Genomic DNA, 22,668 nt, shown 5'->3' on the forward strand with positions numbered 1-22,668 from the left:
TCGTCGGCGCCCGCCTCCGCGACCCGCTCGAGGTCCTTCTCGACCCGTCGCGTCGTGCCCTGGGCGACCGCGCACAGGATCGGCTCCTCGCCCTCGGTCTCGGCGTAGACGTCGCAGTGGGTGACGGCCTGACGGCGGGTGGCGCCGAGCACGGTGGCGTGCACCCGCAGCCGCTCGCCGAGGGCGGGACGCAGGTAGGTGATGGTGAAGCCGCCGGTCAGCACGTTGGGACCCAGAACGGTGCCCGCGGCGAAGGTGAGCGCGTTGTCGGCCGCGTAGGCCAGCACGCCACCGTGCACGAATCCGAACTGCTGACCGTGCTCGGGCTGGATCTCGATCACCAGTGTGGCCGCACCGTCCCCGAATTCCGTGAGTTCGGTGCCGACGAGTCGGGCGAACGGTTGCGCGGCGAGTACCTGGCGGGCCAGGTCGAGGTCGAGGGTGGTGGCTTCGGTCGGCATCGGGTGTTCCGTTCTTCGAGCTCGGTCGTGACATCGGTTGGCGCGCTACGGATATTGCCATCCTGGGGCGGTGACGAGTACGCCAGTGCCGCACCGCGAGCTGCCCGGTTGCGCCGTTTTGTCGGTACCGTGCGGTAATACTTCACCCGTGCCCCAGTGGCTGCTGCATGTCGATCTCGACCAGTTCCAGGCGGCGGTGGAATTCCGGCGTCGTCCTGAGCTGCGCGGACTGCCGGTCATCGTGGGCGGCGAGGGCGATCCGGCGCAGCCGCGTAAGGTCGTCACCTGCGCGTCCTATCCGGCCAGGGCCTTCGGCGTGCGCGCGGGGATGCCGTTGAAGATGGCGCAGCGCAAGTGCCCGGAGGGCGTGTTCCTGCCGGTCGACATGGCCGCCTACGAGGTGGCCTCCGACGAGATCATGGCGACGCTCGGCCGGGTCGCCGGGGCTGTCGAGGTGTGGGGCATGGACGAGGCGTTCGTGGCCACCGACGGTGACCCGTGGCGGCTGGCCGCCGAGATCCGCCGTGCCGTCACCGAGCTGGGTCTGACCTGCTCGGTCGGCATCGGCGACAACAAGCTCACCGCGAAACTGGCCACCGGTTTCGCCAAGTCGACCGGCAAGACCTCCGCCGAGCCCGAGCACGACCCGGGCGCGGCGGCCGGGGTGTTCGAACTGACCGCGGCGAACTGGGCCGAGCTGATGGGCCACCGCCCCACCGACGCGCTATGGGGCGTCGGGGCCCGGATCGCCAAGCGGATGGCCGAGCTGGACATCGTCACCGTCGCCGATCTGATGGCCGCCGACCGGCAGCGCCTGGCCGCCGAGTTCGGCCCGAACACCGGCCCCTACCTGTGGGTCCTCGGTCACGGCAAGGGCGACACCGAACTCTCGACCACCCCGCGGATACCGGTGGGCCGCAGCAAGTCCGAGACCTTCCCGCACGATCTGACCGACCCGGACGAGATCCGCCGCGAAGTCGCGCGCCTGGCCACCGAGGTCGCCGAGGAGATGATCGAGCACCAGCGCATCAGCACCCGGGTCGCGGTCACGGTCCGCACGAAAACCTTCTACACCCGCAGCAAGCAGCGCAAACTCCCCCAACCGACCGCCGACGTCGCCACCATCGTCGACACCGCCCTGGCCATCATCGACCGCTTCGAACTCGACCGCCCCATCCGCCTCCTCGGCGTCCGCCTCGAACTCCTCCCGCCCGACGCGCCGGGCGGTTGAGCACCTCGGCGGGGTCTGCCGGTGCGCTGGTTCGCCTCGTATGCTCGGACCCATGGATTACTCCGCGATGGTGGCCCGTGAATCCGACGGTGGGATCGTGCTCGCTCGTGAGCAGGTCGGGGAGGATTTCCTCGGCGAGGGCGAGGTGACGATCAAGGTTCATTACTCGAGCGCCAACTACAAGGATCTCCTGGCGATCACGCCGCGCGGCGGCGTGGTGCGCAACTATCCGATCGTGCCCGGCATCGACCTCACCGGTGAGGTGGTCGCGTCCGAGACCGACGACTTCGCCCCCGGCGATCAGGTGATCGCGCACGGCTACGAGCTCGGTGTCTCGCGCAACGGTGGTTTCGCCGAGTACGCGCGGGTGCCCGCCGAATGGGTGGTCCGCCTGGACGGCCTGGACACCAGGGACGCCGCCACGATCGGCACGGCAGGCTTCACCGCGGCGATGAGCGTGCAGGCCCTGCTCGACAACGGTCTCACCCCCGACGACGGCGCGGTCCTGGTCACCGGCGCGACCGGCGGCGTCGGCACCGTCGCCATCGACATCCTCTCCGGCCTCGGCTTCGAGGTCATCGCCTCCACCGGCAAGACCGACGCGAGCGACCTGCTGGCCGAGCTGGGCGCCAACGAGGTCATCGGCCGCCTCCCGCTGGACCCGGACGCCAAGCCGCGCCCGCTCAACAAGGCGGTCTGGGCTTCGGCGGTCGACAGCGTCGGTGGCGCTTCCCTGGCCCACGTCCTGAGCGCCATCGGCTACGGCGGCGCCGTCGCGGCCAGCGGCCTCACCGGCGGCGCCGAACTGCCCGCCACCGTGCTGCCGTTCATCCTGCGCGGTGTCAGCCTGCTCGGCATCGACTCGGTGTTCCTGCCGATCGAGAAGCGTCGTGCGCTGTGGACCGCACTGGGCAAAGAGCTGCGCCCGCAGCACCTCTCGACGATCGAGTCGTTCGCCCCGATCACCGAGGTGGACCGAGTGCTGCGATCGATCAAGGACGGCACCCATTCCGGTCGCACGGTGATCGGGGTGGCGGGCGAGTTCTGAGCGGACCGGAGCACACCGTCGGCTGTCGACGGCGTACCGAGCGTCGCGCAGCCCTACTTCGCCGGGAACGATGGAGGGAACAGCTCCTCGACCGGCCTGCGCAGATAGTCGCGCTCGGAGTACGCCGCGCGCATCCGATCGAACAGCCCTTGCGCGCGGCGCGACATCGCGGACAGGTCGATGCCGGGAATCGCGCCGTCCCGCAAGGTGATTCGTCCGGCGACCATCGAGAAGTCCGCCGCCCGCGCGGTGCTGTTCATGCACAGGGTGCGGATCGGATCATCGAGAACGCCGTCGCGGGGATCGTCGAGGCGGAAGACGACCAGGTCGGCGGTCGCCCCGGCCGCGAGTCTGCCCAGGTCGGGGCGTCGTAGGGCGTCCGCGCCGCCGAGCGTGGCCGCCGTCAGATACTCGCCGTAGGTCGCGCCGTCGAGCCGACGGGTGAGCAGTTTGGCGATGGTGACGCCGATGTCGATGCCGCGCACCAGATCCGGTGGGAAGGAGTCGGTGCCCAGCGCGATCCGCACGCCCGCCGCGCGGTAGCGGTCGAAGGTGTCCAGCGCCGAGGCGTGCCTGGCCGAGGTGAGCGGGCAGTGCACGATCGTGGCCCCCGACGCGGCCAGGGTGCCGAGATCGTGGTCGGTGTCCGCGTCGACCTGCGGGTGCGCGTCGAGGTAGATGCCGTGGGGGATCAGCAGATTCGGCCCGAGCAGTCCGGTCCGCGCCAGCACTTCCAGCGGCGGTGCGGCGAAGCGTTCCAGGATGAACTCGCGCTCCACCAATCCTTGGAGCGCGTGCAGGCGGACCAGGGCGCCGCTCGCCGAGGCGAGCTCGGCCGTACGCCGCATCAGCTCCTCGGTGAGCGTCTCGATCCGGCACGGCAGCAGCGTGCCGTGCACGAGATCGGAGCCGCGCTCCGCGGCCCAGTCGAGAAACCTGGCCGCACCATCGAATCCGGCGCGGCCGAGTTCGTCGTTCCAGTAGACGGACCGCGTGCCGTCCGCGTCCACCACGTTGACCCCACCGCGATACGCGGGGCCGAGGTACACCCGCAGCCCGAGCCGTTGCGCCGCCTCGGCCATCGCGACGGCGTCGTCGAACGTCTCGGCCCAGTCGCTGTGTACTTCCGAGGCGATCGGCATCGCCGTCGTCACTCCGTGCAGCAGCAATTGGACGAAGCTGTATTCGCGGATGAACGCCCGCTCCTCGGCGTCGAAGACCGCCCGCCGTCGATGCGTGGCATAGTCCCGTGACCAGTGCAGGCCCAGACCCAGCTCGCGCGACTGCCACGAATCCAGAATCGTGTGGTCGATATCGGCGAGCGCGTCGAGATCGATGAGGCCGGGCAGCAACAGCGCGTTCCCGAGATCGATCACTTCGTCGGCCGGTTCCGCGCCGCGTGGCCCGACGGCCACGATGCGTGAACCCGCCACCACCACTTCGGCATCGGTGAGCAGCACGTGCCCACCCGCCGAGTCCGCCGCAGCGGCCTCGGTGCGCTCGGCGGAATACGCCAGCACATGCCGTGCGCGAATACTTCGTCGCACGCTCAGCTCCCTTCCCTGCCGAAACGTCCGGGGATCTCGAACCCCTCGATCGCTGTGTCGACCGAAACCACGGCGCCCCGATGGATGACGGTCCGGGCGGCGGGCCGATCCATCACGGCCGCCGTCGGGCTCACCGCGTCGACCAGGAAGAACTCCGCCGGATCACCGACCGCGACACCGGGATGCGGATCGAGCAGGTCGAGCGGACGCAGACTCCGATCGATCACGCTCGCGCCGCCCCAGGTCGCCACGGCCAGTGCGTGCTCCACGTGCTGATCCGACCCGTACCCGTTGACGAACGCGAGTTGCCACGCGCGGTCGAGCATGTCGCCGTTGCCGTAGGGCGACCAGTAGTCCCGCTGACCGTCCATCCCGACCCCGACCCGCACGCCGGCGGCCGCCAGGTCGAGCAGGGGCAGTGCCCAGCCCTGCGCGCCCGCCGCGTGCGTCAGCGCGATATCGAACTCCGCCAGCTGCGCGATTGCCCCCGGCACGCCGGGCAGGCCACTGGCCAGACACCGCGCGTGCGAGATGGTCACCCGACCGGTCATCCCGAGTGCCCGCACCCGCTCGATGATCAGCGACAACGTGAACAGCCCGAGCTCGCCCGCCTCGTGCAGATGGATGTCGACCCCGGCCTGATGCCTTTCGGCCAACCCGAATACCGCGTCGAGATGCCGTACCGGATCACGGTCGAGTTCGCACGGGTCCATCCCGCCGACCAGGTCGGCGCCGGTCGAGAGCGCCGCGTCCATCAGATCGACGACACCGGGTTCGAGCAGAATGCCGACCTGCGGGAACGCCACGATCTCCACGTCGCAGACGTCGGCGTAGCGTTCCCGCGCCGCGAGTTCACCCTCGAGCTTCGCGAGCCCGGTGTCGGCGTCCACCTGGGCGTGGCTGCGAATCCTGGTGGCGCCGTTGGCGACCGCGACGGCGAGGGTGAACGAGGCCCGCTCGGTCACCGAGCGCTCGGCCGTGCGCCACTGCGCCCGGTCGTTCATGATCCGGCCCCACCGGCCCGGCTCGCCGGTCTGCGCCCGGAACGGCAGCCCCAGGCGACTGGAATCCAGGTGCAGGTGCACGTCGGACAGGGCGGGCAGGAGCAGCCTGCCCGCGCCGTCGACCCGCTCGGCGGCCGTCCTCGTCGTGCCGGTCGCCGCGACCGCGGCGACCACGCCGTCCTCGACGAGCACGTCCACCGGCTCGGTGCCCCACGGGCGCACATCGCTGAGCAGCAGCGAATCCCCCATGGACTCAGTCCTTTCCGAAGCTCGCCAGGTCGACGGTGATCATCCCGTCCGCCCGGGGCTGCCACCGCAGCGCCGGGTCGACGGCGTAGCTGGCGTCCGGGGTGTAGAGGCCGATCAGCAGCGCCTTCGCGTCGTTGAGGGTGAACAGCTCGCGGTAGACGTCGATCCGGGCCTGCCCGGCGACGGTCCGGGTCTTGGCCACCAGCGCCTGGGTTTCCGGCAGCATCGCGTAGTCGTTCCACTGCCCGCCGAACATCGAGGCGATCGGCGCGTCACCGTCCATGGTGGAGGGGGCGTAGGTGTTGAGGTAGATGCCGGTGGCGGCCTTCTTGCTGTAGATCATCTGCGACAGGCTGCTCTGATCGGTGCCCTGCAACGTGATGGTGATGCCGACCTCGGCGAGGTTGGCCTGGATCGACTGGGCGATCTCCGAACTCAGCGGGATGCGCCCGTTGGTCGCGTACTGGAACGGGATCGGCGTCCCGCGGTAGCCCGCCGCGGCCAGCAACTGCTTGGCCTTGGCGGTATCACGCACCGGCGCCGGGTATTTCGGGTCGAATCCGCCGACGTTCTCGGCGACCAGCTGGTTGTCGACCGTCGCCCGGCCCGCCAGCAGGGTCTTCACGATGCCCTCGCGATCGATCGACAGCGCGATCGCCTCGCGGACCCGCTGGTCGGCCAGCGGACCGGCGGTGGCGTTCATGCCGAGGAAGGTGACACCGTTGGAGACCCGCGACTCGATCCGCACGCTGGATGAACCCTCCACGGCCGCTACCTGATTCGGGGCGACCAGCGCGATGTCGAGGCTGCCGGACTGGACACCGTTGAGTCGGGCGTCGGCGTCGGCCACCGTCTTGAAGGTGACCGCCTCCATCGTGGCCTTCTCGCCCCAGTAGTCCGGATTGCGCTTGACCGCGTATTCGACGCCGCGCGTGTAGTGATCGAAGACGAACGGCCCGGACCCGACCGGCGCGGCGGCGAATCCCGCGGACCCCAGCTTCGTGTACACGGACTCGGGCACGATCGAGACGCCGGTGGTGATCGTCGGCCACGCGGAGAACGGGGCGTTGAGGCTGAACACCACGGTGTTGCCGGGCCCGACGGCGGCGGAGGTGAACATCTCCATGTAGGTGGCCGGGTCGCCGGTCGGCGTCGCCTTGATCTGGTTGTAGGTGAACGCGACATCGGAGGCCTTCAGCGGCTCGCCGTTGTGGAATTTCACACCGTCGCGGATGGTGAAGGTCCACTGGGTGAAGTCGGCGTTGTGCTCCCACTTCGTCGCCAGCTTCGGCCCGATCACGCCTTCGCTGTCGAATCGGGCGAGCTGGTCGAAGGTCGCGAAGTAGTAGTTGTAGCCGGCCAGCGACCCGTCACTGATCGGGTCGGGCACGTCGGTCGGCTCGGTGACCGCGCCGACGACCAGCGTTGTCGCCGAAGCGGTGTCGGAACCCGCGGGCGCGCAGGCACTGAGGGTGACGGTGGCGAAGGCGAGGACGGCGAGCCCTGTCGCCATCCCGCGGGTGATCGGTTTCATCGGTTTCCTTTCGACGGGCGTGCGAGCGGGTGCAGGCAGGCCGCGACATGGTCGGTACGACCCTGTGGTTCGAGTTCCGGTACGCGCGTGGCGCAGTCGGCGGTGGCGAGGGGGCAGCGGGTGCGGAAGGTGCAGCCGCTCGGTGGGTTCGCGGCATCGGGCAGTTCGCCGCGCACCAGCGTCGAGGTGTCGCGGCGGCGTCGATGCGGGTCGGGCACGGGCGCCGAGGCGATCAGGGCCCGCGTGTACGGGTGCGCGGGGCCGGTGAAGACGTCTTCGGTCGCGCCGATCTCGACGAGCTTGCCCAGGTGCATCACCGCGATCCGGTCGGACAGGTGGCGCACCACCGACAGATCGTGGGCGATGAACAGATACGACAGCCCGAGCTGTTCCTGCAGGTCCTGTAGCAGATTGATGACCTGGGCCTGCACCGAGGCGTCCAGCGCGGAGACGGGTTCGTCGAGCACCAGCACCTCGGGCCCCGGGGCGAGCGCCCTGGCGATGCCGAGCCGCTGCCGCTGTCCGCCGGAGAACTCGGCGGGCTTGCGCGCCAGCGCGTCGCGGCCCAGTCCCACCTGATCCAGCAGCTCCACCACGCGCTCTCGCCGGTATCCGCCCGCGATGCGCAGCGGCTCGGCGACGATGTCGTGCGCGGTCATGCGCGGATCGAGGGAGGAGTACGGGTCCTGGAACACCAGCTGGACCCGGTTGCGCAGCGCGCGCCGGGACTGCGGGCGCAGCGTCGCCAGATCGTGGCCGAGGATCCGGATCGAGCCCGCGCTCGGGGTATTGATCCCGAAAAGGGTGCGGACCAGCGTCGACTTGCCGCCGCCGGATTCGCCGACCAGGCCGAAGGTCTCGCCGCGGCGGACCGCGAAGCTCACGCCGTCGAGGGCGCGGAGCCTGCGTGTGCCGAGGAGCCCGCGCCTGCTGGTGAAGCTCACCTCCAGTCGGTCGACCCGGATGACGTCCTCGGGCTCGTCGATCGTCGTCATGCGGAGAGGTCCTGTTCGATCGGCGCGGACTCGATCGCGGGCGGGCAGGCCACCGCGCGCCCGCCGGCCAGCGGGACGAGAACCGGTGTGGTTGTCGAGCATTCGTCGTTCTTCCCGGCGAACTCGCAGCGCGGGGCGAAGCCGCATCCGGGCGGACGTCGCGTCGGTGACGGGGGCGAACCGGGGATGGCGTAGGCCCTGGCGCCGCCCGACTGTCCGAGCAGGCTGCGTTGCAGCCCTCGGGTGTACGGGTGGGTGGCGTCGTCGAAGATCTGCCACACGGTCCCGGTCTCGACGACCCGGCCCGCGTACATGATCGCCACCCGATCGGCGTACTGCGCGACCAAGCCGAGGTCGTGGGTGATCAGGACCATCGCCGCGCCACTGCGGGCGCGGGCCTGCGCCAGCACCTCCATGAGCTGGGCCTGGATGGTGACGTCGAGGGCCGTGGTCGGCTCGTCGGCGATGAGCACCGCCGGATCGTTGGCCATCGCCATGGCGATCACCGCGCGCTGCCGCATGCCACCGGACCACTGGTGCGGGTAGGCGCGGGCCCGCTCGGCAGGCTGGGGAATGCCCACGGCGGCGAGGAGTTCGACGACGCGCCGAGTGCGTGCCCGGGCGTCGAGCCGCTGGTGCACGGCCAGCGCGCGCCCGATCTGGACGCCGACCCGGCGGACCGGGTTGAGCGTGGTCATCGGGTCCTGGAAAACCATGCCGAGCTCGGCGCCGCGGAGCTTGCGCAGGGTCTCGTCGTCCGCACCGACGAGTTCGGCGCCACGGAAACGCACACTGCCCGAGAAGATCTCCAGCGGTGCGGGCAGCAGGCCGAGCACGGCGAGCATCGTCACCGACTTGCCGGAGCCGGATTCGCCGACGAGACAGAGCACTTCACCCTCGGCCAGCCGCAGGCTCACCGAGTCGACGAGCACCACCCGCTCCCCCGCCGCCGTCTCGTAGCCCACGGTGAGATCGGTGATCTCCAACAGCGCGCTCATGCCGCGACCTCCTTCGCGAGTGCGCCGCGCCGGGCCCGCCGCACCCGGCGCAGCCCCTGCCCCTCGTCGGTGAATCGCCCACTGGCCAGCAGGGTTCCGCCGATCACCAGCAGCAGGGCGACGGCGGGCACGATCGTCAGATACGGGGCTTGGCGCAGATATTTCTGCCCGTCGGTGATCATCAATCCCCAGCTCGGGGTGGGCGGTTGCACGCCGAGACCGAGGTAGTCGAACGAGGAGATCATGATCAGCACGTTGCCGAGATCGGCGGTCGCCAGGATCAGCACCGGCGCGGTGACGTGTCCGACGACGTGCTCGCGCATCACCCAGCCCGAGCGCGCACCGAGCAGCTTCGGCGCGATCACGAAATCGCGGCCGGACAGGCCCAGTGCCACCGAGCGCGCCACTCTGGCGTAGCCGACCCAGAAGGTGACGCCGAGGATCGTGGCCATCAGCACGGTGCTCGGTCCGCGAATGGCCGACACGGCCATGATCACCAGTGTCATCGGGACCGCGAGCTGCACGTCCGCGACGCCCATCAGCACGTTGTCGGTGACGCCGCGGAAGTAGCCCGACACCGTGCCGATCGCCATCCCGATCAGCGCGTTGACCACCACGATCACCAGGACCAGACCGAGCGTGATCCGCCCGGCCAGCGCCAGCCTGCTCGCCAGGTCACGGCCGAGTGAATCGGTGCCGAGCGGGTAGTGCCCGTCGGTGAACGGCCGGGTGAACGCGGACGCGAGGTGCTGCGCGTACGGGTCGTAGCCGGGAAAGAGCGGGTAGAGCAGTGAGAACAGGACGACGGCCAGGATCATCGCGACGCCGGCGATCGTGGCGTGATGACGGGGGCGGATCACCGGACCCTCGCTCTCGGGTCGATGACGCCGTAGAGGACGTCGATGCCGAAGTTGACGATCACGAAGATCGTCGCGATCACCACCAGCCCGGACTGAACCACCGGAAAGTCCCGGTTGAACACCGCGTCGAGCATGAGCTGACCCAAACCCGGCCAGGCGAAGACGTTCTCGACGATGACCAGACCACCGAGCAAGGTGCCCAGGGTGATTCCGGAGATGGTGAGCACCGGCAGCAGCGCGTTGGGCAGGACATCGCGCAGCAGCACCGACGACCGGCGCTCGCCGCGCGCGTAGGCGGTGCGCACGTAGTCCTGAGAGCTCTCCGCGACCAGCGAGTTGTCCAGCAGCCGTGAATACACGACGAACTGCGCGGTCGCGATGGTCACCGCGGGCATGACGATCGCGAGCGGATCGGCACCGGCCAGTGACGGTAACCAGCCCAGCGTCACCGAGAACACCAGCACCATCAGCAGCCCGAACAGGAAGTCCGGCACGGCGAGTCGGGCCGCGCCGAGTCCGAGTGCGACCCCGCGCAGCGACCAGCGGCCACTGAGATGGATGACGAGCACGACGGCGAAGGCCAGCGCGAGCCCGATCGCGAAGCCGGTGACGCCCAGTTGCAGGGAGGCGGGCAGACGCTGCAGGACCAGCGACATCGACGAGGTGCCGGTCTGCTGGTAGGAGTCCCCGAAATCACCCGACAGAATTCCGGTCAGGTAGTCGAGGTACTGGGTCAGCGGCGGCTTGTCGAAGCCGAGTTCGTGGTTGAGTGCCGCGATATCGGCCGCACTGGCGGTCTCGGGCAGCAGCGACGCGGCGGGGCTTCCGGTCAGCCTGCCGAGCAGGAATGCCAGTGAGATGACGGCGAAAACGGTGATCACCGCCTGCGCGAAGCGGCGGAGCAGATAGACGGCCAACTCGCATCCTCTCTGTGGCCGATGGTGAATCGGTATACAGAATTGGAGTTGGGTGTATCCCGCTTGTGTTCCGCACGTTTCGGTCCGGTGAATGATGCGGCTGGTCGAAAAGATATATATTTCGTGGTCAGTGGGTGTTTTCGAACCGCTGTCCGACGGCGTATCCGGCTTCGGTGCACCAGCGAACCCTGCGCGACCAGACGAAACAACGGTCGACCGAAGATATATTCGTAGACTTACTCCGTGGCCCGAGACCAACGTCGCCCGGCGGAAGCCGTCGACGACACCTCCCAGACCCGGCGGATCTACGACGAGCTTCGGCGCAACATCATCACCGGGGTATACCGGGAAGGCGAGAAGTTACCGGAGGCCCGCGTCGCCGCCATGCTCGGCACCTCGCGACTGCCGGTGCGCGAGGCGCTGACGCTGCTCGAATTCGACGGCATCGTCAGCGCGCTGCCCCGGCGCAGCGCGGTCGTTCGCTCCTGGGATCGCGCGGCGGTGGAGGAACTCTTCGACGTGCGGATCGGGCTGGAACCGCTCGGCGCCCGGCTCGCCGCCGCCCGCATCCGGCAGGGTCACGACAGCGCACCGCTGCGAGCCGCGCTACGAGAAGCGCAGGTGGCCACCGACTCTCGTGATCCGCTGCGGATCGCCGAGACCAATGCGAAGCTGCACGGCGCGATCGTCGAACTGTCCGGCAACAGCCTGCTCACCCAGCTGATGCGCACCATTCTGGCCCGGATGGCGTGGCTGTTCTTCCTCACCGCCGACCGCGACACCGAGGAGCAGCGCGACGAACATCGCCACCTCATCGAGGCGATCTCCTCCGGCGACGAACGCCTCGCCGAGTACGCGATGCTCAGCCACACCGAGGCGGGCCGCACGCCGACGCTGGCCATCGTCACCGCGCTGCGCCACGCCGACCCCGCCTGACAGCGGGGTCGGCGCGGTTCGGTCAGGCCGCGGTGACAGGGACCGGGTCCTCGGCGAACTGGGTGCGGTAGAGCTCGGCGTAGCGGCCGTCGGCATTGAGCAGGTCGGCGTGGGTGCCGCGCTCGACGATGCGGCCCTGCTCGAGCACCACGATCTGATCGGCGGAGCGGATCGTGGACAGCCGGTGGGCGATCACCAGCGCGGTCCGGCCGTGCAGCGCCTCGGTGAGCGCTTCCTGCACCGCCGCCTCGGAGGTGGAGTCCAGCGAGGCGGTGGCCTCGTCGAGGATCACCACGCGGGGCTGCTTGAGCAGCAGGCGCGCGATGGTCAGGCGCTGGCGTTCACCACCGGAGAGGCGGTAGCCGCGCTCGCCGACGACGGTGTCGAGGCCGTCGGTGAGCGAGTCGACCAGCTCGCCGAGCCGGGCCCGGCGCAGCGCGTCCCACAGTTCGTCCTCGGTCGCCTCCGGCCGTGCCAGCAGCAGGTTGGCGCGGATCGTGTCGTGGAACAGGTGACCGTCCTGGGTGACCAGGCCGACCGTGCGCTGGATGGACTCGGTGGTCAGCTCGCGCACATCGGTGCCGTTGAGCCGGACCGCGCCGGAGTCGACGTCGTAGAGGCGCGAAACCAGCTGGGCGATGGTGGATTTGCCCGCGCCGGACGAGCCGACCAGGGCGATCAGCTGGCCGGGCTCGGCCCGCAGCGACACCTCGTGCAGCACCTCCACGCCGCCCCGGGTGTCCAGGGTCGCCACGTCCTCGAGCGAGGCCAGCGAGACCTTGTCGGCCGAGGGGTAGCCGAAGGTCACCGCGTCCAGCTCCACCGCGACCGGACCGTCGGCGACCGGGACCGCGCCGGGCGCGTCCTCGATCAGCGGCCGCAGATCCAGCACCTCGAACACGCGCTCGAAACTCACCAGTGCCGACATGATCTCCAGGCGCGCGCTGGCCAGCGCGGTGAGCGGGGTGTAGAGGCGGGTCAGCAGCAGTGACAGGGCGACGACCGAACCCGCGTCCAGACTGCCCTGCAGGGCGTACCAGCCGCCCAGGCCGTAGACCAGTGCCAGGGCCAGCGCGGAGACCAGGGTGAGCGAGGTGACGAAGGTGGTCTGCAGCATGGCGGTGCGCACGCCGATGTCGCGGACCCGGGTGGCGCGCACCGCGAACTCCGCGGACTCCTGCCGCGGCCTGCCGAACAGCTTCACCAGGGTGGCGCCCGGCGCGGAGAAGCGCTCGGTCATCTGGGTGCTCATGGCGGCGTTGAGCTGCGCGGCCTCGCGCTGCATGGCGGCCAGCCGATTGCCCGCCCGGCGCGCGGGGATCACGAACACCGGCAGCAGCACGAGCGCGAGCAGGGTGATCTGCCAGGAGATGCTGAGCATGACCGCGAGGGTCAGCGCCAGCGTCACCAGGTTGGTGACCACGCCCGACAGAGTGTCGCTGAACGCGCGCTGCGCGCCGATCACATCGCTGTTGAGCCTGCTCACCAGCGCGCCGGTCCTGGTGCGGGTGAAGAACGCGACCGGCATCTTCTGCACGTGATCGAACACGGCGGTGCGCAGGTCCAGGATCAGGCCCTCACCGATCCGGGCGGACAGCCACCGGATGACGATGCCGAGGCCGGCGTCGAGCACCGCCAGGCCCGCGATGGCGAGCGCGAGGATGACGACCGTGCGCGGCGCGGAGCCGCCGACGATGTCGTTGACGACGCGACCGGCCAGCACCGGCGTCGCCACGCCGAGCACCGCGGCGAGCACGCTGAGCAGCAGGAACGCCGAGATCCGCCGCCAGTGCGCCTCGGCGAAACGCAGAATGCGCCGCGCGGTGGACAGGCTGAACGGCCGCTCCTCCTCGGGCGCGTTCATCCGCCGGTACATCTGGCTGTAGGCCACCGATTCGATACTCACTGCCGCACTCCTCTTCGCTCCCCACCCATCGAACTCCTGCCCACCGACACTAAAACCTCAACAAAGGTTGACTGCAAATACATTTCCGGGACCGCCCGTTCCGCCGACAGCGAACACCGGCGAAATAAGCTGGTCGGGTGGATGGCGATCGGAGTGCGGAGCTACTGGCCGATGCCCTGCGCGGCCGGCTCGACGGCGCGGTCGACGCGTCGGCCCGCCGCCGCGCCGAGTACTCCTCGGACGCCTCCAACTACCGGGTCCGGCCCACGCTGGTGGTGTTCCCGCGCCACGACGCCGATGTCGCCGCGACCGTCACCTTCGCCCGCGAACACGGGCTCTCGCTGACCGCGCGCGGCGCGGGGACCTCGGTGGCGGGCAATGCCGTGGGTCCCGGGATCGTGCTCGATTTCAGCAGGCATCTGCGGGGCGTGCTCGCGGTCGATCCGCAGGCGCGCACGGCCCGGGTGCAGCCGGGCGTCGTGCTGTCGGACCTGCAACGACGGCTGCGGTCCGACGGTCTGCGGTTCGGGCCCGACCCGTCCACCCAGGACCGCTGCACGCTGGGCGGGATGATCGGCAACAACGCCTGCGGGCCGCACGCGCTGGCCTGGGGGCGCACCTCCGATCGGGTGCGGTCGCTGCGCGTCGTCGACGGGACGGGCGCCGAACGGGTGCTCGGGGGCGACCTCGGCGTGGTTCCCGGTCTGGCCGGATTCGCCACCGCCAACCTCGCGGTATTGCGTACCGAGCTGGGCCGATTCGATCGGCAGGCGTCCGGGTACGGGCTGGAACACCTACTGCCGGAGCGTGGTTCGTCGATCGCGAAGGCATTCGTCGGCACCGAGGGCACCTGTGGACTGCTGCTCGAGGCCGAACTCGACCTCACCCCGGTGCCCGCCGCCACTGTGCTGACCGTGCTCGGCTACCCCGATATCGCCACGGCGGCAGACGATGTCGCCGCGGTCACCAGGTGCGGTCCGATCGCGGTGGAGGGCATCGATGCCGGTCTGGTCGACCGGGTCCGCGCGCATCGCGGCACGGTGCCCGCATTGCCGCGCGGGCGCGGATGGCTGTTCGTCGAGACGGCGGGGGCGAGTGCCGACGAGGCGTTCGCGCAGGCCGAGCGGCTGTGCCGGGAGGCGAACGCCGAGGACCATCGCATCGTCACCGACCCCGCTGCCGTGGCGGCACTCTGGCGGATCCGGGCCGACGGAGCCGGATTGGCCGGGCGCACACCGGACGGTCGTCCCGCCTGGCCCGGCTGGGAGGACGCCGCCGTCCCACCCGCTCAGCTGGGCCGCTACTTACGCGAATTCGCCTCGCTCACCGCGGCGTACGAGGTCGACGGGCTGCTGTACGGCCATATCGGCGACGGTTGCATCCACGTCCGGCTCGATTTCCCGATCGCCGACGCGCCCCGGCGTTTCCGGTCCTTCCTGTTCGACGCCGCCGAACTCGTGGTGCGCCACGGTGGTTCGCTCTCCGGCGAACACGGCGACGGGCGCGCCAGATCCGAACTGCTCGCGGTGATGTACTCCCCCGCCGCGCGTGCCGCCTTCGCCGGGTTCAAGGCGTTGTTCGACCCCGACGACGTGCTCAACCCCGGCGTCCTCGTCGACGCGGCGCCCGTGGATGGCGACCTGCGAGTCGCGGGGCTGCGTCCGCTGCCCTCGGTGGGTGGTTTCGCGCTGGCCGACGATGCCGGCGATCTGTCCACAGCTGTGCACAGGTGTGTAGGAATCGGCAAGTGCCGGGCGGACACTCGCGCCTCGGGCGGCTTCATGTGCCCGTCGTACCTGGCGACCGCCGACGAGAAGGACAGCACTCGAGGCCGCGCCCGCGTCCTCCAAGAGGTCGTCCGCGGCGAACTCGATTGGCGCGCACCGGCGGTCGAGGAATCACTGGATCTGTGCCTGTCCTGCAAGGCCTGTGGATCGGACTGCCCGGCGAGCGTCGACATGGCCACCTACAAATCCGAAACCCTGTACCGCCGCTACCGAGGTCGCCCCCGGCCGCTCGACCACTACGTCCTGGGCCGACTTCCCCGCTGGCTCACTGTCGCCCAACGCTTTCCCCGCCTGGCCAACACTCTCGCCGCCCGCCCCCTGCTCCGCCGAACCGCCATGCGCGCGGTCGGCATCGATCCCCGCCGCCGCGCACCGGTCCTCGCGCCGACGCCGTTCCGCCGGATCTGGCAGGAAATCGGTGGCAACAGCCGCACCGAGCCCGCGGTCGCCGCCCTCGTGCGCTCCCGCCACCACCACCTACTGCCGCACTCGCGCACCGACGACCCCGCCGCCACCACCACGAAAGCGACGTCGACCGGGTCGTCGACGGGGAGCGAGCGCACGGTGCTGCTGTGGGTGGATTCCTTCACCGACACCTTCGATCCGGCGAACGCGATCGCCGCGACGGTGTTGCTCGAAGAACTCGGCTACCGGGTACATATCCCCACGGCTCGGGTCTGCTGTGGATTGACGTGGATAACCACCGGACAGCTCGACGGCGGGCGTGCTCGGCTGCGGGCGACGGTGGAGGCGCTGGCCGGCCACGTGGCCGCGGGTGGAGTGGTCGTCGGTCTCGAACCGTCGTGTACCGCCGCGCTGCGCGCCGACCTGCCGGAACTACTGGCCGATGATCCGCGGGCGGCGCGGGTCGCGGCTGCCGTTCGGACGCTGGCCGAGCTCCTGGTCGACCAGCCCGGATGGCGGCCGCCGCCCCGTGCGGGGGAACGGGTCGTGGTACAGCCGCATTGTCATCAGCATGCTGTCGGTGGGTTCGCCGCGGAGCGCAGGTTGCTGGCCGCGATGGGCGTCACCGTCGAGGAGCTGGCCGGGTGCTGTGGGCTGGCCGGGAACTTCGGAATGCAGAAAGGCCACTACGAGGTGTCCGTCGCGGTCGCGGAGAGTGCCCTGCTCCCGGCCCTGCGCGCAGCCCCGGACGGCACGACGTTCCTGGCGGACGGCTTCTCCTGCCGGACGCAGGCCGAGCAGCTGGCGAACGTCCGAGGAGTGTCGTTGGCGACGTTCCTCCTGGGCGGCTGAGGTGCGCGGCGGTCCGATGCGTGCGCCGTGTCCGGCGCCCGCGCGGTAGGCCCGCGGTCGAACGCGGCTCAGCTACCGCCGGGCAGGGTGCCGGGCGCGATCTGGTACCCCGAGCTGCCCGCCGACCCGCTGCCCCACGCCGCCAGCAGCCAGTTGAGTGCGTTGGTGATCATCGGGTACCTCCTGCATCGATGGGATGCCGGCTGTTTGCCAACACGATCTACATCGCGGCGAACGTGGCGAATATTACGAACACGCATCGGCGCGGGAGCGGGCGCGCACAATGGTCGGGTGCGCGATCAGACCCTCGACCCCGGCCTGACGACGGCCGGGCTGTCCAGGACCGTCCGGTCGAGCAGACCGTTCGACGTCGGGCTCACCGTGGTCCCGCTGCGGCGCGGCGGCGGCGATCCGTGTCACCACGTCGACGCCGACGGCGCGCACTGGCACGCCTCCCGGATGCCGACCGGGGTGGTCACCTACCGGCTCGTCCAGGACGGCCGCGACGGCGCGCACGCGCGCGCCTGGGGACCCGGCGCCGAGGAATTCCTGGCCGGGCTGGACCGGATGCTGTGCCTCGAGGAAGACCTGGCCGACTTCACGCCCGAGCATCCCAAGCTGGTCGAAGCCCATCGCGTGGTGCCCGGCCTGCGGATGCTGCGGACCGGGCTGGTGTTCGAATCGCTGGTGCCGGCGATCCTCGAGCAGAAGGTGCACACCAAGTCCTCGTTCGCGGCCTGGCGCAGCCTGGTCCGTGAGTTCGGCGCGCGGGCGCCGGGGCCCGCGCCCGCCGGGCTGATGGTCGCGCCCGACGCCGAGACCTGGCGGCGCATTCCGTCGTGGAAGTACCACCGGGCCAATGTCGGCCCGCAGCGGGCACAGACCATCGTGCGCGCGGCCCGGGTCGCCGACTCGATCGAGCGCACCGCGCAGCTCTCGCCCGCCGAGGCCGCGCGGCGGTTGCGCAGCCTGCCCGGCATCGGTGTCTGGACGGTTGCCGAGACCGCGCAGCGCGCCTTCGGCGACGCCGACGCCCTCTCGGTCGGCGACTACCACCTGGCCGCGACGGTCGGCTGGAGCCTGCTCGGCAGGCCGATCGACGACGACGCGATGATCGAGTACCTGGAACCGCTACGGCCGCACCGCTATCGGGCGGTGCGCCTGCTCGCGCTGAGCGGGCAGGCGCACAAACCGAAATTCGGGCCACGCACCCCGATCACCGACCACCGGCACCGCTAACGGATCGCGCGCTGGTCGAGCACGCAGTGCCCCGCGTCGACGAGGGTGGTGCGGGCCCGCCTGCGGACCCGGCACTCGTCGACCGTGCAGTCGAGGTGCAATTGCATTGCGGCATGGGCCTGTTCGGCGTCCATCGGGCCCGGATCGGTGCCGCAACCGAGTAGTGCAGCGGCAATATGCATGTTCACATCGCTCAATTGCATGTCTCCAGGAGAGCACGCAACCGTTCGGCTAACGGCCGGTACACGCCGATCCCGATATTTCGCGGCGAATTCCCAGCACGGCATCCAACGGGGAGTGCAGGATTCCCCATAGTGGACGAAATCCACCGCCATAGGCGGGGCTGTGGGCTGTGGCGGGTTGCGAGCACAGAAGGAGTGGGGCTGTGGCAGCGAACGCATCGACCGGAGTGGGCGGACCGGCGGCAGGGGTCTCCTCGACACTGCCGCGCCGCCAGCTCGGCCGCTATCTGCGCGATTGGCGGACCCAGGCGGGTCTGACGATCGCCGAGGCCGCCAAGTTGATGGAATGGGGCGCCAGCACGTTGCAGCGCCTGGAAAAGGGCCAGGCCGACCGCATCCGGACGATCGACATCCACGAGCTGTGCCGGATCTACGGTATTCCGGACGATCTCGCCGAGGGCTTGACGGGCCTCGCGCAGCAGGCCGCCGTCAAGAGCTGGTGGCACGCGTACGGCGATCTGATTCCCGAAAACTTCGACGTCTATGTGGGTTTGGAGGCATCGGCGCATCGGCTGCGGGCTTATCAGTCCGAATTGGTCCTCGGCCTGCTGCAGACGGCCGACTACGCGCGTGCGCTGAATCAGCTGGGCTATCCCAAGGATTCGGTCGACGAGCTCGATCGGCGGGTCGCGTTGCGGCTGCAACGACAGGCGTTGATCAACCGCAAGCATTCGCCCGCCGAGATCGATGTGGTTCTGCACGAATCGGTATTGCATCGCATCGTCGGTGATGCAAAGGTGATGGCTGCGCAGTTGCGACATCTTGCCGACGCGAGCACCCGAAGCAATGTGACACTGCGTATCCTGCCGTTTGCCGCCGGTGTTCCACTCGGAGTCTCCACCGGACCTTTCACGGTTCTCGAGTTCGGCACCGACAGCAAGGGGCAACCGGTCGAACCACCGGTGGTGTACGCCGAAGGCTTCACCGGCGATCTCTACCTGGAACGACGCGCGGATGTCAGAAGGTACGACCGGGCTCACGAGTGCCTCCAGCGTCATGCGCTGGATATTCAACCGAGTAGACACCTGCTGCGGCAGGTCGCGAAGGAGTATGTGGCATGAGTTTCGATCTCGTCGACGCACACTGGTTCAAGAGCACGCGCAGCGGCGCGGGCAAGGACTGCGTCGAAGTGGCATTCCTGTTCGGTGGTCGCGTCGGCGTGCGCGACAGCAAGAACCCGGCCGGCCCCGCGCTGGTCTTCGACGGCCCGAGCTGGGACGCCTTCACCCAGGGCATCGACAACGGCGCGTTCGCGTGCGCCCTGGGCGCACGGTGAACAGCAAGCGCACCATCGACACCACCGGCGCGACCTGGCTGCGCGCCGGGACCGCGGGGGAGGGCAGCAGCGTCGAGGTCGCCATGCTGCCCGACGGGTACGTGGCGTTGCGCGACGGCAAGAATCCCGACGGTCCGGTGCTGATTTTCACCCCGAGCGAGTGGACCGCGTTCACCGCGGGCGTGCACGACGGCGAGTTCGATCGCCCTTGATCACGTTTGGATCAAGGCCCGGCCGGGTAGCCCATCTACATGGACCGAGGGTTGAAGAAAATGCCACCCCGGTACCGGAGGCTGGCGCCTGAGGACGGAGTCGAGCGCCTGATCGTGATACTGCTGTTCGCGGTATCGGCGATCGGGATCTATGTGCTCACCGGTTCGCTTCTCGGCGCGCTGTTCATCGGATTACTGGTCGGATTAGTCGCGGTGGGGACTGTCGCCGTGTTGTAGAAGGCGATCGCCGCGGGGCACGCCATCACGTGCCCCGCGGCGAGTCGCCTACCGACGGAACAGTTTGTTGCCGAGCCACACAATCGGGTCGTATTTGCGATCGACAACGCGTTCCTTCAAGGGAATGAGCGCGTTGTCGGTGATCTTGATGTGTTCCGGGCACACCTCGGTGCAGCATTTGGTGATATTGCAATAGCTCAGGCCCGCTTCCTCCTGTGCCATTTCCCGGCGGTCGGCGGTGTCGAGCGGGTGCATCTCCAGTTCGGAGATGCGCATCAGATAGCGCGGGCCCGCGAAGGCCTGTTTGTTGTCCTCGTGATCGCGGACGACGTGACAGGTGTTCTGGCACAGGAAACACTCGATGCACTTGCGGAACTCCTGTGAGCGTTCCACATCGACCTGTTTCATCCGGTAGTCACCGGGCTTCAGGTCTGCTGGAGGCGTGAAAGACGGTATCTCCCTTGCCTTCTCGTAGTTGAACGAGACATCGGTGACGAGATCCTTGATGATCGGAAAGGTGCGCATCGGCGTCACCGTGATCACCTCGTCAGGGGGGAAAGTCGACATCCGGGTCATGCACAGCAACCGCGGCCTGCCGTTCACCTCCGCCGAACACGAACCGCATTTTCCCGCTTTGCAATTCCAGCGGACCGCGAGGTCGGGTGCCTGGGTGGCCTGCAGGCGATGGATGATGTCGAGCACCACCTCGCCCTCGTTCACCAGCACCGTGTAGTCCTCCAGGCCGCCGCCGTCGAGATCACCGCGCCAGACCCGGAACCGGGCGTCGTACCCCATCGCTACGCCTTTCCCTCGGTCGAGCCGGCCGCCGGATGGGCGGCCAATTCCTGCTCGGTGTAGTACTTCTCGAGTTCGCTGAGCTCGAACAGGGCGAGCAGATCGTCGCGCATCGGCGTCTGATCGGCCGGGGTGACGGTGACCGCCGGGACCTGCCGGTCGGCCGTGGCCGGGTCCACCGCGCAGACCAGCAGCTTGTTGCGCCAGTCGGGATTCATGCCGGGGTGGTCGTCACGGGTGTGCCCGCCGCGGCTCTCGGTGCGCAACAGCGCCGCCTCGGCGACGCATTCGCTGACCAGCAGCATGTTGGCCAGGTCCAGCGCCAGATGCCAGCCGGGATTGAACTGCCGTTTCCCCTCGACGGTGACCTCGGCGTACCTGGCGCGCAGCTGCGCCAGCTTTTCGATGGCCTCGCGCACCTCGTGTTCCTTGCGGATGATGCCGACCAGGTCGTTCATCGTCTGCTGCAACTCGCTGTGCAGGGTGTACGGGTTCTCCCCCGCGCCGGTGGCGGGCGGATCGAACGGTGCGAGAGCGGCTTTCGCCGCCGCCTCGATGTCGGTCTCGGCCGGCGCGGGCCGGTCGGTGAGCTGCTGGACGTAGGCCGACGCGCCGAGCCCGGCCCGTCGCCCGAACACCAGCAGATCCGACAGCGAGTTGCCACCGAGCCGGTTCGAGCCGTGCATGCCGCCGGAACACTCACCGGCGGCGAACAAGCCGGGCACCACCGCGGCGCCGGTGTCGGGGTCGACCTCGATACCGCCCATCACGTAGTGGCAGGTCGGGCCGACTTCCATCGGCTCGGCGGTGATGTCGACATCGGCCAGTTCCTTGAACTGGTGGTGCATCGAGGGCAGCCTGCGCACGATCTCGTCGGCGGGCATCCGGGAAGCGATGTCGAGGTAGACGCCACCGTGCTCGGTGCCGCGCCCCGCCTTCACCTCCTCGTTGATCGCCCTGGCGACCTCGTCGCGGGGGAGCAGGTCGGGGGTGCGGCGCGCGGAGTCGTTGTCGCGCAACCACTGATCGGCCTCGGCCTCGGTCTCGGCGTACTGGCCCTTGAACACCGGTGGGATGTAGTCGAACATGAAGCGCTTGCCGTCGGAGTTCTTCAGCACGCCGCCGTCGCCGCGCACGCCCTCGGTGACCAGGATGCCCTTCACGCTCGGCGGCCAGACCATGCCGGTCGGATGGAACTGCAGGAATTCCATGTTGATCAGCGTCGCGCCCGCCCGCAGGGCCAGCGCGTGGCCGTCGCCGGTGTACTCCCAGGAGTTCGAGGTCACCTTGTAGGACTTGCCGATCCCGCCGGTGGCCAGCACGATCGCCGGCGCCCTGAACAACACGAAGCCGCCGGATTCGCGCCAGTAGCCGAAGGCGCCCGCGATGCGGCCGCCGTCGGTGAGCAGTTCGGTGATGGTGCACTCGGCGAAGACCTTGATCCTGGCCTCGTAGTCACCGGTGGCCGCGTAGTCCTCCTGCTGCAACGAGACGATCTTCTGCTGCATGGTGCGGATGAGTTCCAGGCCGGTGCGGTCGCCGACGTGGGCCAGCCGGGGATAGGTGTGGCCGCCGAAGTTGCGCTGGCTGATTCGCCCGTCGGGCGTCCGATCGAACAGGGCCCCATAGGTTTCCAGTTCCCATACCCGGTCGGGCGCCTCCTGCGCGTGCAGTTCGGCCATCCGCCAGTTGTTGAGGAATTTGCCACCGCGCATGGTGTCTTTGAAATGGGTCTGCCAGTTGTCCTTCTCGTTGGCATTGCCCATCGAGGCCGCGCAGCCGCCCTCGGCCATCACGGTGTGCGCCTTGCCGAACAGCGACTTGCACACCACCGCGACCGAGAGTCCTTGCTCGCGGGCCTCGATCACCGCGCGCAGCCCGGCGCCGCCCGCCCCGATCACCACGACGTCGTAGTCGTGCCGTTCCACATCTGACAT

At 69.3% G+C, this 22,668-nt stretch carries 20 protein-coding genes and 1 pseudogene; 9 read left to right on the plus strand and 12 right to left on the minus strand.

The window, feature by feature from the left end; genetic code table 11:
* Window positions 1-53 precede the first annotated feature (53 nt).
* Window positions 54-461, minus strand: a pseudogene (locus tag ACIO52_RS11260) (PaaI family thioesterase); the annotation flags it as partial.
* Between the two features lie 148 nt (window positions 462-609).
* Between ACIO52_RS11260 and ACIO52_RS11265 the strand changes: the two are divergent.
* Both ACIO52_RS11265 and ACIO52_RS11270 read left to right on the plus strand, forming a co-directional pair.
* Window positions 610-1,692, plus strand: coding sequence for a DNA polymerase IV (locus ACIO52_RS11265; protein ID WP_218718362.1), 1,083 nt, complete (start codon window positions 610-612; stop codon window positions 1,690-1,692).
* Window positions 1,693-1,744: 52 nt separating this feature from the next.
* A complete protein-coding gene (locus ACIO52_RS11270) occupies window positions 1,745-2,740 on the plus strand; it encodes an oxidoreductase (RefSeq protein WP_218718363.1) in 996 nt (331 codons plus the stop codon).
* Window positions 2,741-2,793: 53 nt separating this feature from the next.
* Here ACIO52_RS11270 and ACIO52_RS11275 read toward each other — a convergent pair whose 3' ends face one another.
* Genes ACIO52_RS11275 through ACIO52_RS11305 form a run of 7 tightly spaced genes read right to left on the minus strand, consistent with a single transcriptional unit; the run spans window position 2,794 to window position 10,844 of the window.
* Entirely contained in the window at window positions 2,794-4,287 is a 1,494-nt protein-coding gene (locus ACIO52_RS11275) for a chlorohydrolase family protein (protein ID WP_402643304.1), read from the minus strand.
* A 2-nt stretch (window positions 4,288-4,289) separates the two neighbouring features.
* Complete coding sequence (locus ACIO52_RS11280) at window positions 4,290-5,540, minus strand: amidohydrolase family protein (RefSeq protein ID WP_402643306.1); 1,251 nt, start codon at window positions 5,538-5,540, stop codon at window positions 4,290-4,292.
* A 4-nt stretch (window positions 5,541-5,544) separates the two neighbouring features.
* On the minus strand, window positions 5,545-7,074 hold the full coding sequence (locus tag ACIO52_RS11285; RefSeq protein WP_402643309.1) for an ABC transporter substrate-binding protein: 1,530 nt from the start codon (window positions 7,072-7,074) through the stop codon (window positions 5,545-5,547).
* Window positions 7,071-8,069, minus strand: coding sequence for an ABC transporter ATP-binding protein (locus ACIO52_RS11290; protein ID WP_402643311.1), 999 nt, complete (start codon window positions 8,067-8,069; stop codon window positions 7,071-7,073). Before ACIO52_RS11290 ends, ACIO52_RS11285 begins: the two co-directional genes overlap by 4 nt.
* A complete protein-coding gene (locus tag ACIO52_RS11295; protein WP_316573060.1) occupies window positions 8,066-9,067 on the minus strand; it encodes an ABC transporter ATP-binding protein in 1,002 nt (333 codons plus the stop codon). The genes ACIO52_RS11290 and ACIO52_RS11295 overlap by 4 nt, the downstream gene beginning before the upstream one ends.
* Window positions 9,064-9,927 carry an ABC transporter permease gene (locus ACIO52_RS11300; RefSeq protein WP_402643314.1) on the minus strand — a complete coding sequence of 288 codons (864 nt, stop codon included), beginning with the start codon at window positions 9,925-9,927 and terminating at the stop codon, window positions 9,064-9,066. The genes ACIO52_RS11295 and ACIO52_RS11300 overlap by 4 nt, the downstream gene beginning before the upstream one ends.
* Window positions 9,924-10,844: an ABC transporter permease gene (locus tag ACIO52_RS11305; protein WP_402643317.1), complete on the minus strand. Its 921-nt coding sequence runs from the start codon at window positions 10,842-10,844 to the stop codon at window positions 9,924-9,926. The genes ACIO52_RS11300 and ACIO52_RS11305 overlap by 4 nt, the downstream gene beginning before the upstream one ends.
* 243 nt (window positions 10,845-11,087) lie before the next feature.
* Between ACIO52_RS11305 and ACIO52_RS11310 the strand changes: the two genes are divergently transcribed.
* A complete protein-coding gene (locus tag ACIO52_RS11310) occupies window positions 11,088-11,780 on the plus strand; it encodes a GntR family transcriptional regulator (protein WP_402643320.1) in 693 nt (230 codons plus the stop codon).
* Between the two features lie 22 nt (window positions 11,781-11,802).
* Here ACIO52_RS11310 and ACIO52_RS11315 read toward each other — a convergent pair whose 3' ends face one another.
* Window positions 11,803-13,686, minus strand: a complete 1,884-nt coding sequence (locus ACIO52_RS11315) for an ABC transporter ATP-binding protein (protein ID WP_218718369.1) — start codon at window positions 13,684-13,686, stop codon at window positions 11,803-11,805.
* A gap of 137 nt (window positions 13,687-13,823) precedes the next feature.
* Between ACIO52_RS11315 and ACIO52_RS11320 the strand changes: the two genes are divergently transcribed.
* A complete protein-coding gene (locus ACIO52_RS11320; RefSeq protein ID WP_402643324.1) occupies window positions 13,824-16,730 on the plus strand; it encodes an FAD-binding and (Fe-S)-binding domain-containing protein in 2,907 nt (968 codons plus the stop codon).
* A 291-nt stretch (window positions 16,731-17,021) separates the two neighbouring features.
* A complete protein-coding gene (locus ACIO52_RS11325) occupies window positions 17,022-17,969 on the plus strand; it encodes a DNA-3-methyladenine glycosylase family protein (RefSeq protein ID WP_402643327.1) in 948 nt (315 codons plus the stop codon).
* Here the strand turns inward: ACIO52_RS11325 and ACIO52_RS11330 are convergent.
* On the minus strand, window positions 17,966-18,151 hold the full coding sequence (locus tag ACIO52_RS11330; RefSeq protein WP_316573056.1) for a hypothetical protein: 186 nt from the start codon (window positions 18,149-18,151) through the stop codon (window positions 17,966-17,968). The two genes, ACIO52_RS11325 and ACIO52_RS11330, sit on opposite strands and share 4 nt — an antisense overlap.
* Window positions 18,152-18,354: 203 nt before the next feature.
* On the opposite strand from ACIO52_RS11330, the gene ACIO52_RS11335 reads away from it, so the two are divergent.
* Genes ACIO52_RS11335 through ACIO52_RS11350 form a run of 4 tightly spaced genes read left to right on the plus strand, consistent with a single transcriptional unit; the run spans window position 18,355 to window position 19,936 of the window.
* Window positions 18,355-19,272: a helix-turn-helix transcriptional regulator gene (locus tag ACIO52_RS11335; RefSeq protein WP_308248475.1), complete on the plus strand. Its 918-nt coding sequence runs from the start codon at window positions 18,355-18,357 to the stop codon at window positions 19,270-19,272.
* Window positions 19,269-19,487, plus strand: coding sequence for a DUF397 domain-containing protein (locus ACIO52_RS11340; RefSeq protein WP_218718371.1), 219 nt, complete (start codon window positions 19,269-19,271; stop codon window positions 19,485-19,487). Before ACIO52_RS11335 ends, ACIO52_RS11340 begins: the two co-directional genes overlap by 4 nt.
* Window positions 19,484-19,699, plus strand: coding sequence for a DUF397 domain-containing protein (locus ACIO52_RS11345; RefSeq protein WP_218718372.1), 216 nt, complete (start codon window positions 19,484-19,486; stop codon window positions 19,697-19,699). Before ACIO52_RS11340 ends, ACIO52_RS11345 begins: the two co-directional genes overlap by 4 nt.
* A 39-nt stretch (window positions 19,700-19,738) precedes the next feature.
* Complete coding sequence (locus ACIO52_RS11350) at window positions 19,739-19,936, plus strand: hypothetical protein (protein WP_218718373.1); 198 nt, start codon at window positions 19,739-19,741, stop codon at window positions 19,934-19,936.
* A gap of 48 nt (window positions 19,937-19,984) precedes the next feature.
* On the opposite strand, the gene ACIO52_RS11355 is transcribed toward ACIO52_RS11350, so the two are convergent.
* Window positions 19,985-20,731 carry a succinate dehydrogenase/fumarate reductase iron-sulfur subunit gene (locus tag ACIO52_RS11355; protein WP_402643333.1) on the minus strand — a complete coding sequence of 249 codons (747 nt, stop codon included), beginning with the start codon at window positions 20,729-20,731 and terminating at the stop codon, window positions 19,985-19,987.
* Between the two features lie 2 nt (window positions 20,732-20,733).
* A complete protein-coding gene (locus ACIO52_RS11360) occupies window positions 20,734-22,668 on the minus strand; it encodes a fumarate reductase/succinate dehydrogenase flavoprotein subunit (RefSeq protein WP_218718375.1) in 1,935 nt (644 codons plus the stop codon).

It is taken from the genome of Nocardia sp. NPDC087230 (genome assembly GCF_044744725.1).
GTDB classification, from domain to species: Bacteria; Actinomycetota; Actinomycetes; order Mycobacteriales; family Mycobacteriaceae; genus Nocardia; species Nocardia canadensis.